This is a genomic window from Streptomyces sp. PA03-6a, assembly GCF_033792765.1.
Taxonomy (GTDB): domain Bacteria; phylum Actinomycetota; class Actinomycetes; order Streptomycetales; family Streptomycetaceae; genus Actinacidiphila.
On sequence record NZ_JARAVK010000217.1, the window covers coordinates 1 to 15620 of the forward strand.

The window sequence follows — 15620 nt, forward strand, 5'->3', positions numbered from 1 at the left end:
CCAGCGGGGTCACGTACGCGCCCTCGTCGGTCGGCGCGGCCGCCCCCTCGGCGACCGCGCCGACCGACGAGGGCGCGTACGTGACCCCGCTGGTGCGCAAGCTCGCCGCCGAGAACGGCGTGGACCTCGCCTCGGTCAAGGGCACCGGTGTCGGTGGCCGCATCCGCAAGCAGGACGTCCTGGCCGCCGCCGAGGCCGCCAAGGCCGCCGCTGCCGCGCCGACCGCCCCGGCCCCGGCCGCGGGCGTCACGGTGCCGGCCGCCGCCGCCGCGCTGCGCGGGCAGACCGTCAAGATGACCCGCATCCGCAAGGTCATCGCCGAGAACATGATGAAGGCCCTGCACAGCCAGGCGCAGCTGTCGACCGTGGTCGAGGTGGACGTCACCAAGATCATGAAGCTGCGGGCCCGGGCCAAGGAGTCCTTCCTGGCCCGCGAGGGCGTCAAGCTCTCGCCGATGCCGTTCTTCGTGAAGGCCGCCGCCGAGGCGCTGAAGGCCCACCCGGTCATCAACGCCAAGATCAACGACGACGGCACCGTCACCTACCACGACGCCGAGAACGTCGGCATCGCGGTGGACTCGGAGCAGGGCCTGATGGTCCCGGTCATCAAGGGCGCCGGCGACCTGAGCCTGGCCGGCATCGCCAAGAAGACCGCCGAGCTGGCCGGCAAGGTCCGCAACAAGAAGATCAGCCCGGACGACCTGTCCGGCGGCACGTTCACGATCAGCAACACCGGCTCGCGCGGTGCGCTGTTCGACACGATCATCGTGAACTACCCGCAGGTCGCCGAGCTCGGCATCGGTGCCACCGTGCGCCGCCCGATCGTGATCAACCACCCGGACCTGGGTGAGACCATCGCGATCCGCGACGTGGCGTACCTGACCCTGTCGTACGACCACCAGCTGGTCGACGGCGCGGACGCCGCCCGCTACCTGAACGACGTCAAGGCCCGTCTCGAGGCCGGCGAGTTCGAGGGCGACCTCGGTCTGTAACCGACCGGAGTCCTCACGGGACCGTACGACGGCCGAGGCCCCAGCCCCCTCCGGGCTGGGGCCTCGGCCGTTCTCCGGGGACTCCCCCGCCCGTTGAACGGTCCGGGCCCGGCGTACGTACGGAAGGGGGCAGGGCCCGGGGAGCCGGATGCCGGCGAACGCGCCCTGCAGCGACGGCGGATCGGCGAGGCCGACCACCGCCGGGCGGTGACCGCGTGTCACCGTCCCCTGCTCCCGCCGGGGCGCCACCGTCCCCACCGGCCCGGCCGCCCTGGCGGGTTGCACGCTGCGGTGACCTTCCCCCCGCGCTGACGCGCACGCAGCGGGCTCCGGCGGGGCCGGTCCGGACCTCCCGGACCGGCCACGTCCCGGTGCCCACGGCGACCGCATAGCCTCGGGGCATGCGTGCGGCACGACTGATCCACCTCGTCCTCCTGCTCCAGTCCCGCGAGTCGATGACGGCCACCGAACTCGCCAAGGCCCTGGAGGTGTCCGAGCGCACCGTCGGCCGGGACGTGCTGGCCCTGTCGGAGGCGGGGGTGCCGGTCTACGCCGAGCGGGGACGCGCCGGCGGCTACCGGCTGGTCGACGGCTACCGCACCCGGCTGACCGGGCTGGCCCGCGCGGAGGCCGAGGCGCTCTTCCTGTCCGGGGTGCCCGCCGCGCTGCGGGCGATGGGCCTGCACGACGCGGGTTCCTCGGCCCGCCTGAAGGTCTCGGCCGCCCTGCTGCCCGAACTGCGGGACGCCCCGCGCTCGGCGGCCCAGCGCTTCCACCTGGACGCGCCGGGCTGGTGGCAGGAACCGCAGACGCCGCGGCTGCTGCCGGTGCTCGCCGAGGCGGTGTGGGGGGACCGGCGGCTGCGGGCCCGATACCGGCGCGGGGAGGCGGAGATGGAGGCGGAGCGCGCGCTGGATCCGTACGGCCTCGTGCTCAAGGGGGGCGTCTGGTACGCGGTGGCGCGTTGCGGCGCGGACGTCCGGGTCTACCGGGTGGACCGGTTCACCGCGGCGGAGGCGACGGAGGATCGTTTCAGCAGGGACCCGGACTTCGACCTCCCCGCGTTCTGGGACGCCCGGGCCGCCGAGTTCGCCCGCTCGGTGCTCCGGGACGAGGTCGTCCTGCGCCTGACGCCCGACGGTGCCCGCCGCCTGCCGTACGCCGCCGACCGCACCGCGGCCCGTGAGGCCCTCGCGGCCGCCGCGCCGCCGGACGCACGGGGGCGGGTCACCGTCACGCTCCCCGTCGAGAGCCAGGACGTCGCCTACGAACAACTCCTCTCCCTCGGCCCCGACGCCGAGGTGCTCGGCCCGCCGGCCCTGCGCGAGCGGTTGGCCGACGCGGTGCGCGCCATGGCCGCCGTCTACGCCTGAGGGCCGTGCGGTGCGGCCCGCGACACGGGGCCGCGTCTGCCGTGTTCCGCGTGCGTCGGAGGGCCGCAGCCAGGATGCTGGAGCGGTGATGGACGAGACGGAGTTCTGGGAGATCGTCGACAGCACGCGTGAGGCAGCGGGGGGCGACCCGGAGGAGCACGCCGACCTCCTGGTGGAACGGCTGACCCAGCTCGACCCGGAGTCCGTCGTCGACTTCGCGCGGCACTTCGAGAGCCGTTTCAACCGGGCCTACCGCTGGGACGTGTGGGGCGCCGCCGACCTCATGCTGGGCGGCGCCGGCGACGACGCGTTCGACTTCTTCCGGTGCTGGCTCATCGGCCAGGGCCGGCACGTCTTCGAAGGGGCCGTCCACGACCCCGACAGCCTCGCGGAGATGACCGACTCCTTCGACCCCGAGGTCGACGGCGACGCGGAGGACCTCGGCTACGCGGCGGACGAGGCGTACGAGCAGCTCACCGGGGTCCGGCTGCCGGACCTGGACCTGCCGCCGCAGCCCGCCGAGCCGGAGGGCGTCTACATCGACTTCGAGAACACGGCCGCGGTGGCGGACCGATTCCCCCGGCTCTGGGAGCGCTTCGGCTGAGCCGGACCGTGCCGGCCGCGCGCCCGGCGTTCCGCGCCGCCGGGCCGTACCGGGTGACCCGTCAGACCCGGCGCCCCATGCACACGTCGTCCACGTAGACGCCGTCCAGCAGGAACTCCCCCCGCAGGACGCCCTCCACGGTGAACCCGGCCGCCTCGTACAGCCGCCGGGCCGGGGTGTTGTGGCCCAGCACCCGCAGCGTGACGCGCACCGCGCCCTGCCGGCGGGCCTCCGCCACGGCCGCCAGGACGAGTTCCAGCCCCACCCCGCGCCCCCGCGCCCAGGTGTCGACCGCCAGGCCCTGGATCTGGCGCACGTGGGCGTTGGACGCCAGCGGCGTCGGCGGCACCACCCCGACGAAGCCGGCGACGCGGCCGTCGGCCTCCGCCACCAGGAACGCGTCCGGGCCCCAGCGCTCGCTGAAGAAGTCCTCGTTCTCCTCCCGGGGCGGCCGCACCGCGTGCAGGGTCGACCAGGTCGCCCGCTCCAGACGGACGAGCGCGGGGTCGTCGGAGAGCAGGGCCGGGCGCACGCGGAGGTCGGACATGCGGGTCACCCTCCCACACCACGGGGGCCGTTCCGCGCGACGATGTCCCCATGCGCATCGCCATCACCGGCTCGTCCGGTCTCATCGGCTCCGCCCTGGTCCGCTCCCTGCGCTCCGACCGGCACGAGGTCGTACGCCTCGTCAGGCGCGAGCCGTCCGGGCCGGACGAGGTGCGCTGGGACCCACGGGAAGGCACGATCGACACCGCGGGGCTCGCGGGCGTGGAGGCCGTCGTCCACCTCGCCGGCGCCGGGGTCGGCGACCACCGCTGGACGGACGACTACAAGCGGACCATCCGCGAAAGCCGCGTGCGGGGCACCGACACCCTCGCGCGGGCCCTCGCCTCCCTGGACACCCCGCCGCGGGTGCTCGTCAGCGGCTCCGGCATCACCGCGTACGGCGACACCGGCGACCGCCGGGTCGACGAGGGCGCCCCGCTGGGCACCGGTTTCCTCCCCTCCGTCTGCCGCGACTGGGAGGCCGCCGCCGGCCCGGCCCGCGACGCCGGCATCCGCACCGCGTTCGCCCGCACCGGTCTGGTCGTCTCCGGCAGGGGCGGGGCGTGGGGCCGGCTCTTCCCGCTCTTCAAGGCGGGCCTGGGCGGCCGGCTCGGCGACGGCCGCCAGTACTGGAGCTTCATCTCCCTGCACGACCAGATCGCGGCGCTGCGCCACATCGTCGACACCGCGTCCGTCTCCGGGCCGGTCAACCTGTGCGCGCCCGAAGCGCTGACCAACGCCGAGGTGACCCGGGCGATGGGACGGGTGCTGGGCCGGCCCACGGCGTTCGCGGTCCCCGGACCCGTACTGCGCACGGTCGTCGGGGAGTTCGCCACCGAGATCCTCGGCAGCACCCGCGCGGTGCCGCGGGTGCTGCTCGACTCCGGGTTCACCCACACCCACCCCGGGATCGACGAGGCGATCCGCGCCGCGCTGGCCGAAGAAAGGCACTGAATGCCACCCACAGCCGTTTTCCGGCATCAGTTGGCGCGCGAGTGGGCATGACGGTTCCAGCGCCAGCTGACGCGAGCGGGGAAACGTGCCGACCTCGGGGAGGGGCAACGTGCTCTCTACAGCACGCTCTACGGGTTCACCTACGGACGTGTGCGTGATCGGAGCCGGCCTCGCCGGGCTCTCCGCGGCACATCACCTCACCGGTGCGGGGCTCACCGTCACCGTGCTGGAGGCCGAGGACCGGATCGGTGGCCGCATGGCGACCGAGAAGGTCGACGGCTTCCTCCTCGACCGGGGTCCACAACTGCTCAGCACCTCCTACCCGGAGCTGCGCCGCACCGCGGTCCTGCGGGGCCTGCAGCTGCGGCCGCTCTCCCCCGGCGTCCTGGTAAGGGCCGCCGGCCGCGGCTACCGCGTCGGCGACCCGCGCGGCGCACTCGCCGCCGCGCGGGCGCCCATCGGCTCGCCCCTGGACAAGGCGCGGCTGCGGGCGGCCCTCAACCGCCTGGCCGACGCCCCCGTCGAGCGCCTCCTGGACCGCCCGGAGACCACGGCCGCCGCCGCCCTCGCCTCGCGCGGCTTCGCGCCCCGCACCGTCGACGGGTACCTGCGGCCGCTGCTGTCCGCGCTGCTCTGCGACCCGGACCTCTCGACGTCCAGCCGGGTCGCCGACCTGGTCCTGCGCGGCTTCGCCCTCGGCCGTACGTGCCTGCCGGCGGGCGGCGCCGTGACGGTGCCGCAGGCCCTGGCGGCCGCGCTGCCGCCCGGGACGGTCCGCACCGGGGTGCGGGCGGTCGCCGCGGCCACCAACGGCGTCCGCACCGCGGGCGGGGACGAGATCCCGTGCCGGGCCGTGGTCGTCGCCACCGGGGCCCGCGCGGCGGCCGGACTGCTGCCGGGGCTGCGGGTCCCCGCCTTCCACGGCGTCACCGTCCTGCACCACGCCGCACCCGCGGCACCGTTGAAGCAGCCCGCGCTCGTCCTCGACGCGGACCGGCGCGGACCGGTCTCCCACACGTTTCCGGCCAGCCTCGTCGACCCCTCCCGCGCCCCCGTGGGCCGCGCGCTGGTCACCTCCGTACTGCTCGGCCGCGCCGCCGCCCCCGCCCCGGACGACATCGCCGTCCGGGCCCACCTCGCGGAGCTCTACGGCACGTCCACGGCGGCGTGGGAGCTGCTCGCCGTCCACCACGACGCCGAGGCGCTCCCCGCGATGACGGCCCCGCACGACCTGCGCCGCCCGGTGCGGATCCTGCAGGGCCTCTACGTCTGCGGCGACCACCGGGACACCAGCACCGTCCAGGGCGCCCTGCTCTCCGGCCGCCGCGCGGCCCAGCGCCTCCTCCGCGACGTCGGCCTCCCCCCGGCACCCCCCGCAGAACCCCTGGCCGCCTGACCGCCACCCGGGGGAGGGCGTGGGTCGGCCCGCGCGGTCGGATGGGACGCGCTGCGCGGCCTCAACCGGGCGCCGAACGGGCGACATGCCCCGCGCCGCCCGAAGCCGGTCCGACGTGCGCGGCCTGCCCTGGCGCCGGCCTGTCAGGGTCGCGGGCACGCCGCCGGTCGTGGACGCGCGGACGGGGCGGAGTCGCGGTGGAGCGCCGAGGTGGCAGAGCGGCGGCCATGCACCGGCGCGGTCCCCCTCGCCACCGTCGCGTACCTGCCGGATCGGCGGCCCGGCACCCCCGGGGCTCCCTCTCCACGCGAGACACCCGGCGCGGCGCAGTGGCGCCCGCCGGCCCCCGGCTCTCCGGCCCCATGGGCGCGCCGCCCTCCGGTCGCGGCGCCGTCCGGTGCACCCGGCAGCCTGGGCCGGGGCACCTGAGGCCAGCGGGCTCCCCCGCTGGTCCACGGACCGCACCGGGCCGGCACAGGACCCCCTGCGACCGCCGGAACCCGTACCCCACGCGCCGGCGCGGCACCACGGCGGAACCCCGCGAACCGCGCCGGGGCGGGAACCCGTCAGGGCCGGACCTCGGCGGCGGCATCCTCCCCGCGCCGCCGACCGGTGTCACCCTGCCGGGACGCCCAGCGCGGCGGCGCGGTCGTGGAAGGCGCGGACGGGGGCGGCGTCGCGGTGGGTTTCGAGGCGGCGGCTGAAGTCGCGGACGTACTCGACGGCGCGGAGCGAGCGCATCTCGACCGCGGCCTGCATGGCCTCCGCGCCGAGGGCGCAGGCGGCGTCGACCTCGCCGAGGCCGAGGCGCGCGGCGGCCAGCACCGTGCGGCAGAAGACGCGGCTGCGTGCGTACGCGTGGCCGCGCAGTTGCAGCGAGCGTTCGGCGTGCTGCGAGGCCGCGCGGTACTGGCCGAGGTCGCGGTGGCAGTGGCCGAACTCGTCCGCGAGCTGGGCCTCGTCGAAGAAGCGCGCCCAGGACGGGACGTCGTCGCCGTTCCTGACCGCCTCCAGGGCGCGTTCGGCCCGCACCAGTGCCGCCGTGCAGGCGCGGACCTCGCCGAGCAGCCCGTGGCCGCGTGCCTCGGCGGCGTGGAAGAGCGCCTGCACGACCGGCGGGGCACCGCCGGCGGCGCCCTGCTGGGCGACCCGCGCCAGCTGGACGGCCTCGCGGCCGTGCCCGAGGTAGACCGCCTGGCGGCTCATCGTGACGAGGACGTACCCCCCGTAGACCCGGTCCCCGGCGGCCTGTGCGAGCCGCAGCGCCTGCACGAAGTACCGCTGGGCGAGCCCGTGTGCGCCGATGTCGTACGAGGTCCACCCCGCGAGCCGGGTGAGGTCGGCGACCGCCGCGAACAGGCGGCGCCCCATGGTCTCCCCGTAGGTGCCGCGCAGCATGGGTTCGGCCTCGTGCTCCAGGTAGCGGACGAGGGCCTGCCGCGCGTGGCCGCCGCCGTAGGCGTTGTCGAGGGTGCGGAAGAGCTCGCCGACGGAGCGCAGGGCGGCGATGTCCCCCACGCCGACCCGCTGACCGGTGCCCCCGAAGACCGCGGGCGCGGCGACCGCGACCGGTGCGGGCGCCCCGCGCGACCCGCCCCCCGCGCGCTGCGCCGGCAGCCGCGCCGCCCCCGGACCGCCGCCGTGGCCGGGACCGGCGGGGCCGGTGCCCGGCTCGGGGCCGCGCCCCACCCGGTCGTCCGCCCGGCCGATCAGCCAGTCACGGCTGGGGACCACCAGTCCCGCGGGGGTGAACGCGATCTTGCGGAGGTCGGCCTGGTTCCCGGTGTCCTTCCGCCACAGCCCGGAGATGATCTCCACGGCCTCCTCCGGGGAGGAGGCGTACTCCAGTCCCGCGTAGACCGGGGCGACGGCGTCGAGGCCGAGGTCGTGGGCGGACAGCCGCCGGCCGAGCCGCCGGGTGAAGACCTCGGCGATGAGTGCGGGCGTCGTGCCCCGGGGCTGCTGGCCGCGCAGCCACCGGGTGACGGAGGTCTTGTCGTACCGCAGATCCAGACCGTGCTCGATGCCGAGCTGGTCCACCCGACGGGCGAGCCCGGCGTTGGAGAACCCGGCTTCGGCGATCAGGGCGGCCAGTTGACGGTTCGGGGGGCGCTGCGAGGAACGGTCGGACATCAGTGGTGCGGTCCCCTGCCTTCCGGGCGTGCGGGCGTGCGGAGTTGCGGGTGTCCGGCTGCGCGGGTGCGCGGCGCCGCGGGCGTCCGGAGCGGTGTTCACCGCCCGCGGCCCTCGGAGCCATCCGCAGAACGGCGCGAATGTAACGTTCTGTATCGACTCACTCACCACCCGAGCGCCTCGCATTCGCTGTATCGGGTGAATCTGCACCCACATATCGGCAGAACGCTTCCTTTGCCCTTCGTCGGGTGCTAAGCCCCCGGCCCCGTGCAGGACACCACCTCACCGGACGTACAGTTGCGGGGGCGCTCCTGACTCGTGGAGGGGCGCCGCAAAGGACCACAAAGGGAGCGGCCGTGAGTGACCTGCGCTTCGTCCACCTGGGCTTCGGCGAGGACGCGGTGGAGTACCTGGAGGCGTGGGAGGAGCAGCGTCGCGTGCACGCCGCACGCTTCGCCGACGAGATCCCCGACACGTGCCTGCTGCTGGAGCACCCGCCGGTCTACACCGCGGGCCGCCGCACCGAGGACAGCGAGCGTCCGCTGGACGGCACCCCCGTGGTGGACGTCGACCGCGGCGGCAAGATCACCTGGCACGGGCCGGGCCAGCTGGTCGGCTACCCCATCCTGAAGCTGCCGCGCCCGGTGGACGTGGTCGCGCACGTGCGCCGCCTGGAGGAGGCGCTGATCAACGCGTGCGCCGAGTTCGGCCTGGAGACCACCCGGGTGGAGGGCCGCAGCGGCGTGTGGGTGCTGGGCGACCCGATCGAGGACCGGCCGCCGGTGATCCCGGGGCTGACCCTGGACTTCGACCCCCGGCTGCAGGACGACGAGTTCGACCCCCGCCTCTCGGGCCCCGAGTACGCCCCGTCCAACGCCGGCCAGCGCCGAGAGGACCGCAAGCTCGCCGCCATCGGCATCCGCGTCGCGAAGGGCGTGACGATGCACGGCTTCGCGATCAACTGCAACCCCGACAACACCTGGTTCGACCGGATCGTGCCGTGCGGCATCCGGGACGCCGGGGTGGCCTCGCTCAGCAACGAGCTCGGCCGCGAGGTCACGGTCGCCGAGGTCCTCCCGGTGGTCGAGAAGCACCTGCGGCTGGTCCTGGAGTCGGCCGAGCCGCTCCCCCGGGCCGTCCAGGAATCCACAGGCGTACGCTGATGTTCACCAAGGAAATGAAGCCGCGAGAGGGAGTCGGACGTGTCCGCTGTCGCACCTGAAGGCCGCAAGATGCTGCGTCTGGAGGTCCGCAACAGCCAGACCCCCATCGAGCGCAAGCCCGAGTGGATCAAGACCCGGGCCAAGATGGGTCCCGCGTACACCGAGCTGCACGGCCTGGTGAAGCGCGAAGGTCTGCACACGGTGTGCCAGGAGGCGGGCTGCCCCAACATCTTCGAGTGCTGGGAGGACCGCGAGGCCACCTTCCTCATCGGCGGCGACCAGTGCACCCGGCGCTGCGACTTCTGCCAGATCGACACCGGCAAGCCGCAGGCCCTCGACCGCGACGAGCCGCGCCGCGTCGGCGAGTCCGTCGTCACCATGGACCTGAACTACGCCACCATCACCGGCGTCGCCCGCGACGACCTGGAGGACGGCGGCGCCTGGCTGTACGCCGAGACCGTGCGGCAGATCCACGCCATGACCGCCGAGCGGGCCGACGGCCGCACCAAGGTCGAGCTGCTGATCCCCGACTTCAACGCGGTGCCCGAGCAGCTCGCCGAGGTCTTCGGCGCCCGCCCCGAGGTGCTGGCCCACAACGTGGAGACCGTGCCGCGGATCTTCAAGCGCATCCGCCCCGGCTTCCGCTACGAGCGGTCGCTGGAGGTCATCACCAAGGCGCGCGAGGCGGGCCTGGTGACCAAGTCCAACCTCATCCTCGGCATGGGCGAGGAGCGCGCCGAGGTCAGCCAGGCGCTGCAGGATCTGCACGACGCGGGCTGCGAGCTGATCACCATCACCCAGTACCTGCGCCCGAGCCTGCGGCACCACCCGGTGGAGCGCTGGGTGAAGCCCCACGAGTTCGTGGAGCTGAAGGAGGAGGCCGAGGAGATCGGCTTCGCCGGTGTCATGTCGGGCCCGCTCGTGCGTTCCTCGTACCGGGCCGGCCGGCTCTTCCAGCAGGCCGTCGAGCGCCGCGGCGAGCGCGGCGAGGTCGTCGCCGCACAGGCGGTCTGATCACGCTGCGGTGACCTCCGGATCACCGCCGGAACGTGCGGTTCGTCACGTCAGGGGCCCCCGCGGGGGCCCCTGACGCGTCCCTGACGTGCGGTACGTCCGCGGAGAACGGCGCAAAGCCACCGCCGGGGTTTCACGACGGTTTGACCGACCGGTCACGGACTGGTAACACAATGTGGTGACTCTGGATAAGCGGAACATCCACCCGCGTCTGAGCCGTCCTGAGGGGGACACCACCATGCAGGCCGAGGCCGCACACCTCCACCGCCAGAGCACCACCATCCCCGGCGCCGCCGCCGGCGCGCTGCGCGCCGTGGAGTACTTCCTGTTCCGTGGCGCGGAGGAGACGGCCCGCCGCAACGCCTGGTCCGCCGTCCTGGAGGACCGCAAGCGCGCCAAGGACCGCCGCGACGCCCAGCACGTGATGGACGCCCTGGTCTCCTCGCGCGCCCCGCGCGGCGACGTCCTCTAGACCCCCGCAGAGCCTCCGGGCGAAAACCGGACCCCCTCCGGTGGGGCCCGGGACGCGCGGGCCACGTATCCTGTGCGGCATGGCGAGGGAAACATCCGAGAGCAACCCTGGGCGCCTCAAGCAGATCGCCCAGACCTACAAGATGACCAGGCGTGTCGACTCCAAGGTCGGTCTCGTCCTTGCGGCTGTGGGAATCGTCACCTTCGGTGTCATCCTCGCCATCGGCTTCTTGATCGGTCACGAGATCTACGCGGGCATCCTGGGCTTCCTGCTGGCCCTGCTGGCGATGGCGGTCATCTTCGGGCGGCGTGCCGAGAAGGCCGCGTTCGGCCAGCTCGACGGACAGCCCGGCGCCGCGGCGGCGGTGCTGGACAACGTCGGCCGCGGCTGGTCGGTGACGCCCGCGGTGGCGATGACACGTAGCCAGGACGTCGTGCACCGCGCGGTCGGCAAGGCCGGCATCGTCCTGGTCGGCGAGGGCAACCCGAACCGGCTGAAGGGCCTGCTGGCCTCCGAGAAGAAGAAGATGGCGCGCATCGTCGTCGACGTCCCGGTCACCGACTTCGTCGTGGGCAACGACGAGGGCCAGGTGCCGCTGAAGAAGATCCGCACCACCCTGCTGAAGCTCCCGCGGGTCCTGCCCGGCCCCAAGGTCACCGAGGTCAACGACCGGCTGCGGGCACTGGGCGACCTGATGAGCAACATGCCGGTGCCGAAGGGCCCGCTCCCCAAGGGGATGCGGATGCCGAAGGGCCGCTGATCGCATACGAAACGGAACGCGCAGTGCCCCGGACGAATCGATTCGTCCGGGGCACTTCGCGTGGTGTGCGCCGCGGTCACGTCCGCAGCCGCGGTCACATCCGGATCTGGACCGCCTTCACGGCCCGGTCGTGCATGCCGCGGGTGTCGCGGTCCCAGACCACCGCCGGGATGACCAGCAGGAGCAGCAGCGTCCGCAGCGCCGCGGCGCCCATGCCCAGCCGCCCGCCGTCCTGCCGGACCACGCGCAGCCGCAGCAGGCGCTTGCCCGGGGTGGTGCCGATGGTGCCCAGCAGCAGCACGCTCATGAGGCCGAAGACCACCGTGGTCCACGGATTGGCCGCGGCCGCCTCACGGTGCGCGATCAGCCCGTATGCGATCACCGCGCACAGGCCCCAGTCGATGAAGAGGGCAGCGACGCGCCGCCCGACCGGGGCGATCGAGCCGGGGCCCTCCTCCGGCAGCCCGAGGCGCTGCCCGCGGTAGCCGAAGTCGACGCCCATCCGCTCCGCGGCGGCCTTCGGGCCCTCGATCCACGATCCGATGACATCCCTGTTGTCCACGGCTCCACGGTAACCCCCCGCCCCGGGGCGCCCGCGTCCGACCCGGCACCCGTGCGGCGGCTCGGTTAACCTGCAAGAAACAAATGGGTCACGAGAGGGAAATGCCCGATCTCTATGGTCGGCACCAACGTGCGCCACCGCACTGGTCGCACCCATGAGCTGCAATCCGGCCTCCCGGGCCGGGCCAAGGAGGAGTTGGATGTCGTTCCAAAACGCCGACGAGGTGAAGAAGTTCATCTCGGACAACGACGTCAAGTTCGTGGACGTCCGGTTCTGCGACCTGCCCGGTGTGATGCAGCACTTCACGGTCCCGGTCGAGTCCTTCGACCCGGACGAGCAGCTGATGTTCGACGGCTCCTCGATCCGCGGCTTCCAGGCCATCCACGAGTCCGACATGGCGCTGATCGCGGACCTGTCCACGGCCAAGCTGGACCCGTTCCGCAAGGACTCCACGCTCAACGTCAACTTCTTCATCCACGACCCGATCACCGGCGAGCAGTACAGCCGTGACCCGCGGAACGTGGCGAAGAAGGCCGAGGCCTACCTCGCCTCCTCCGGCATCGCCGACACCGCGTACTTCGGCCCCGAGGCCGAGTTCTACGTCTTCGACAGCGCCCGCTTCGAGACCAGCGCGAACCAGTCCTTCTACCACATCGACTCCGAGGCCGGCGCCTGGAACAGCGGTGCGGAGCAGGACAACCGCGGCTACAAGGTCAAGTACAAGGGCGGCTACTTCCCGGTCCCGCCGGTCGACCACTTCGCCGACCTGCGCGCCGAGATCACCCTGGAGCTGATCAAGTCCGGCCTGCAGGTCGAGCGCCAGCACCACGAGGTGGGCACCGCCGGCCAGGCCGAGATCAACTACAAGTTCAACACGCTGCTCGCCGCGGCCGACGACCTGATGCTCTTCAAGTACATCGTGAAGAACGTCGCCTGGCGTGCCGGCAAGACCGCGACCTTCATGCCCAAGCCGATCTTCGGTGACAACGGCTCCGGCATGCACGTCCACCAGTCGCTGTGGACCAACGGCGCCCCGCTGTTCTACGACGAGCAGGGCTACGCGGGCCTGTCCGACACCGCCCGCTACTACATCGGCGGCATCCTCAAGCACGCCCCGGCGCTGCTGGCCTTCACCAACCCCACGGTGAACTCCTACCACCGCCTGGTCCCCGGCTTCGAGGCCCCGGTCAACCTGGTCTACTCGCAGCGCAACCGCTCCGCGGCCATCCGCATCCCGATCACGGGTGCGAACCCCAAGGCCAAGCGCATCGAGTTCCGCGCCCCGGACTCCTCCGGCAACCCGTACCTGGCCTTCTCGGCGCTGCTGCTGGCCGGCCTCGACGGCATCAAGAACAAGATCGAGCCGGCCGAGCCCGTCGACAAGGACCTGTACGAGCTCGCCCCCGAGGAGCACGCGGGCGTCCCTCAGGTCCCGACCTCGCTGTCGGCGGTCCTGGAGTCCCTCGAGGCCGACCACGAGTTCCTCCTCCAGGGCGGGGTCTTCACCTCCGACCTGATCGAGACCTGGATCGACTACAAGCGGACCAACGAGATCGCGCCGATCGCGCTGCGCCCGCACCCGCACGAGTTCGAGCTCTACTTCGACATCTAAGAACGCATCAGGTCACAGCACCTGCATCCCCCTCCGGGGCCGTACCGGGGCCGTCGCCTGCGTCCTTCCTCATCCGGAAGACGCGGTCGACGGCCCCGCGCGTTCGTGCCGCCGGAGCAAGGCCGACGTCTTCGAGGTCCCGAAGCCGCTCCTCCGCCCTACGCGCTACTGTGCGGGCATGGATGGACTGGCCGGCGCGCCGCTCACGGAGGAGGACTACGCGTCCGTACTCGCTGCCGCGAAGACGTTGTCCGGCCGATTTCGAAGCGGCTGGGCGCTCGACGAGGCGCTGGCCACGTGGCGGCTGGTGGTGAAGAGCGTCGAGGCAGGCTTCGACACCCAGTGGATCTGGGAGTACCACAACGAGCTTTCGTGCAGGGATTGGCTGGTTGAGGCTTGGCCCATCCTGTCTGCGAGGGTGCGAGCCGCCCGCCAACCGTTCCTTGACACCTGGGATGATCGATTCATCACTGCCACAGCGCCCATGCAGCACGGCCCTGCGATCTCCGGCAGTCAGGATCGGTGGTGGCACGGCCGCTATCCACGGGTTGTCACCGGCGATCCCCGCCAGGAACTACCCCCGCCATGGTCGCCGACTCCGACGTTCATCGAAGACAACTGACCCTAAGGCGTGCCTCCATGCGCCCAGCAGCCAGGCGGGGCAGGAGTCGACGTGACGGGTAGTGCGCCCTGGCCTCACACCGTGAGTGACGTACCCCGCAGACAACTTGTGGACCCCCTCGCCGGTCCTGATTGCGGCATCTTCCTCGAAGCCGTGCTCCACGCACTGCCCGGGAAGAGCGCGCGTGAGCTGCGCGCCCTCGTGCGGGCCCTCGATGAGAAGATCCTGGCAAGGGCCAAGGTCATCCCGGCTGACAGCCCGGACGCGCCATGGTGGCGGGGTCAGCTCTAGGCCGTGTCGTCAAAGTCCCGCCTGCCCAGCGGCGCCTGGCACGGCACCTCGCTGCGTTGTCGAATCGTCCGAGTAGCCCACTACGAGGACGACTCTCCGCCTTACGATGCACCGCACCAGACGCCGCTGGGCCCGCCCTCCGGGCGGCTGGCGCTCCTTTGACGACACGGCCTAGGGCCGTGGGCGTCTGTCGTGCACATGGTTCGCATCCGGCGGCGACGGCGGACCGCGCGGCCGGTCATGCGAACGGCGACATTCCCTTGCTCTCCAGGTGGGCGAGCACCGCGTCAAGGCAGGCATCTGCCGTGGCCATGTCCGCGCGGAAGAAGGAGTCCTCGCCGAGCGGTCCACCGCTGATGATGACCATCCATGCCCTCCTGTGCTCGACCATGCGCTCGCCGTCGGCCTTGAACACGGTCGTGACTCCGCGCTCGGCCAGCCACGCCATCAGTTCGAACATGTCCATACGCGCCCCTCCGGGAGGATCCTCCCACCCCGGAGCCGGCCGAGGCTTTCGCGGTACCGGGTGCCGAGTGGGGCGCGTACGGGGCTGCGCGGTGGGAGGATCGCCGTGCCGTGCGCCGTGTCGAGGAGGGGTCCGGGATGCCGTCCGCCGAACTGAAGCACACCTTCCGGATAGCCGCGCCGCCGGAGGAGGTCTTCGCGCACCTCGCGGAGCCGTCGCACTACATCGGCCTGTCGCCGCTCCTCGTCGACGTCCGCGACGTGCGCCGCAGCGGCGGGACCGTGCGGTACACGGCCGTGGAGCGGTTCCGCTTCCTCGGCCTGCTGCGGCACGACAACGTCATCGACGTCACGCTCGTCGCCGTCCCGGACCGCCTGCCGCACTCCGCCGAGATCTCCGGCGAGGTGCGCAGCCCCGCGCGGGTCCGCATGGGCTACCGCTTCGCCATCGACCGCGACGGGGCCGGCAGCCTCGTCACCGACACCCTGCACCTGCGCACGCCGCCCGGCCTGCTGCGCTTCGCCGCCTCCCAGGCGGGGGCGGTCCAGCAGGCCAGGGCCCGGGTCCTCGCGGCGCGTCTGGACCGGCCCGCCGGAGGCTAACCGCGGCGGGCCACGCCGCCGTAGAAGCCGATCTCGGCGGAGCGGGGCGGGACCGGGG

Annotated in this window: 17 protein-coding genes; 13 read left to right on the forward strand and 4 right to left on the reverse strand. The window is 73.0% G+C overall.

Annotation, left to right across the window (positions count from 1 at the left end; all coding sequences use genetic code 11):
• The 3 genes from sucB to PV350_RS35730 all read left to right on the forward strand — a co-directional run.
• The coding region (gene sucB, locus PV350_RS35720; protein WP_500337654.1) for a 2-oxoglutarate dehydrogenase, E2 component, dihydrolipoamide succinyltransferase at positions 1-992 on the forward strand (992 nt) is incomplete at its 5' end.
• Between the two features lie 401 nt (positions 993-1393).
• Positions 1394-2365 (forward strand): helix-turn-helix transcriptional regulator, encoded by a 972-nt coding sequence (locus PV350_RS35725; RefSeq protein ID WP_500337655.1) that lies wholly within the window; start codon positions 1394-1396, stop codon positions 2363-2365.
• Between the two features lie 88 nt (positions 2366-2453).
• Positions 2454-2969: a DUF4240 domain-containing protein gene (locus PV350_RS35730; protein WP_499511454.1), complete on the forward strand. Its 516-nt coding sequence runs from the start codon at positions 2454-2456 to the stop codon at positions 2967-2969.
• Between the two features lie 61 nt (positions 2970-3030).
• Here PV350_RS35730 and PV350_RS35735 read toward each other — a convergent pair whose 3' ends face one another.
• Positions 3031-3516 carry a GNAT family N-acetyltransferase gene (locus PV350_RS35735; RefSeq protein ID WP_499511455.1) on the reverse strand — a complete coding sequence of 162 codons (486 nt, stop codon included), beginning with the start codon at positions 3514-3516 and terminating at the stop codon, positions 3031-3033.
• Positions 3517-3566: 50 nt separating this feature from the next.
• Between PV350_RS35735 and PV350_RS35740 the strand changes: the two genes are divergently transcribed.
• A complete protein-coding gene (locus tag PV350_RS35740; protein WP_500337657.1) occupies positions 3567-4469 on the forward strand; it encodes a TIGR01777 family oxidoreductase in 903 nt (300 codons plus the stop codon).
• 154 nt (positions 4470-4623) lie between these two features.
• Complete coding sequence (locus PV350_RS35745; RefSeq protein WP_499511457.1) at positions 4624-5865, forward strand: NAD(P)/FAD-dependent oxidoreductase; 1242 nt, start codon at positions 4624-4626, stop codon at positions 5863-5865.
• Positions 5866-6480: 615 nt separating this feature from the next.
• On the opposite strand, the gene PV350_RS35750 is transcribed toward PV350_RS35745, so the two are convergent.
• Complete coding sequence (locus PV350_RS35750; protein WP_499511458.1) at positions 6481-7998, reverse strand: NsdA family TPR-like regulatory protein; 1518 nt, start codon at positions 7996-7998, stop codon at positions 6481-6483.
• Positions 7999-8354: 356 nt separating this feature from the next.
• On the opposite strand from PV350_RS35750, the gene lipB reads away from it, so the two are divergent.
• The 4 genes from lipB (at position 8355) to PV350_RS35770 (ending at position 11407) form a co-directional block, all read left to right on the forward strand.
• On the forward strand, positions 8355-9161 hold the full coding sequence (gene lipB, locus PV350_RS35755; RefSeq protein ID WP_499511459.1) for a lipoyl(octanoyl) transferase LipB: 807 nt from the start codon (positions 8355-8357) through the stop codon (positions 9159-9161).
• Between the two features lie 39 nt (positions 9162-9200).
• The gene (gene lipA / locus PV350_RS35760; RefSeq protein WP_499511460.1) at positions 9201-10175 is read left to right on the forward strand and encodes a lipoyl synthase; all 975 of its coding nucleotides are present in this window, start codon (positions 9201-9203) and stop codon (positions 10173-10175) included.
• 238 nt (positions 10176-10413) lie between these two features.
• Positions 10414-10647, forward strand: a complete 234-nt coding sequence (locus PV350_RS35765; protein ID WP_499516811.1) for an SCO2195 family GlnR-regulated protein — start codon at positions 10414-10416, stop codon at positions 10645-10647.
• Positions 10648-10726: 79 nt separating this feature from the next.
• Positions 10727-11407, forward strand: coding sequence for a DUF4191 domain-containing protein (locus PV350_RS35770; protein ID WP_499511461.1), 681 nt, complete (start codon positions 10727-10729; stop codon positions 11405-11407).
• Between the two features lie 94 nt (positions 11408-11501).
• Here the strand turns inward: PV350_RS35770 and PV350_RS35775 are convergent, their stop codons facing one another.
• On the reverse strand, positions 11502-11969 hold the full coding sequence (locus tag PV350_RS35775) for an RDD family protein (protein ID WP_499511462.1): 468 nt from the start codon (positions 11967-11969) through the stop codon (positions 11502-11504).
• Between the two features lie 199 nt (positions 11970-12168).
• On the opposite strand from PV350_RS35775, the gene glnA reads away from it, so the two are divergent.
• From glnA to PV350_RS35790, 3 genes are all read left to right on the forward strand, one after another.
• Positions 12169-13581 (forward strand): type I glutamate--ammonia ligase, encoded by a 1413-nt coding sequence (gene glnA, locus PV350_RS35780; RefSeq protein ID WP_499511463.1) that lies wholly within the window; start codon positions 12169-12171, stop codon positions 13579-13581.
• Positions 13582-13759: 178 nt separating this feature from the next.
• Complete coding sequence (locus PV350_RS35785; RefSeq protein ID WP_500337660.1) at positions 13760-14203, forward strand: hypothetical protein; 444 nt, start codon at positions 13760-13762, stop codon at positions 14201-14203.
• An 81-nt stretch (positions 14204-14284) separates the two neighbouring features.
• Positions 14285-14494, forward strand: a complete 210-nt coding sequence (locus tag PV350_RS35790) for a hypothetical protein (protein WP_500337662.1) — start codon at positions 14285-14287, stop codon at positions 14492-14494.
• Between the two features lie 238 nt (positions 14495-14732).
• Here PV350_RS35790 and PV350_RS35795 read toward each other — a convergent pair whose 3' ends face one another.
• On the reverse strand, positions 14733-14960 hold the full coding sequence (locus PV350_RS35795) for a hypothetical protein (protein ID WP_500337664.1): 228 nt from the start codon (positions 14958-14960) through the stop codon (positions 14733-14735).
• A gap of 110 nt (positions 14961-15070) precedes the next feature.
• Between PV350_RS35795 and PV350_RS35800 the strand changes: the two genes are divergently transcribed.
• Positions 15071-15562: an SRPBCC family protein gene (locus PV350_RS35800; protein WP_500337666.1), complete on the forward strand. Its 492-nt coding sequence runs from the start codon at positions 15071-15073 to the stop codon at positions 15560-15562.
• Positions 15563-15620 lie beyond the last annotated feature (58 nt).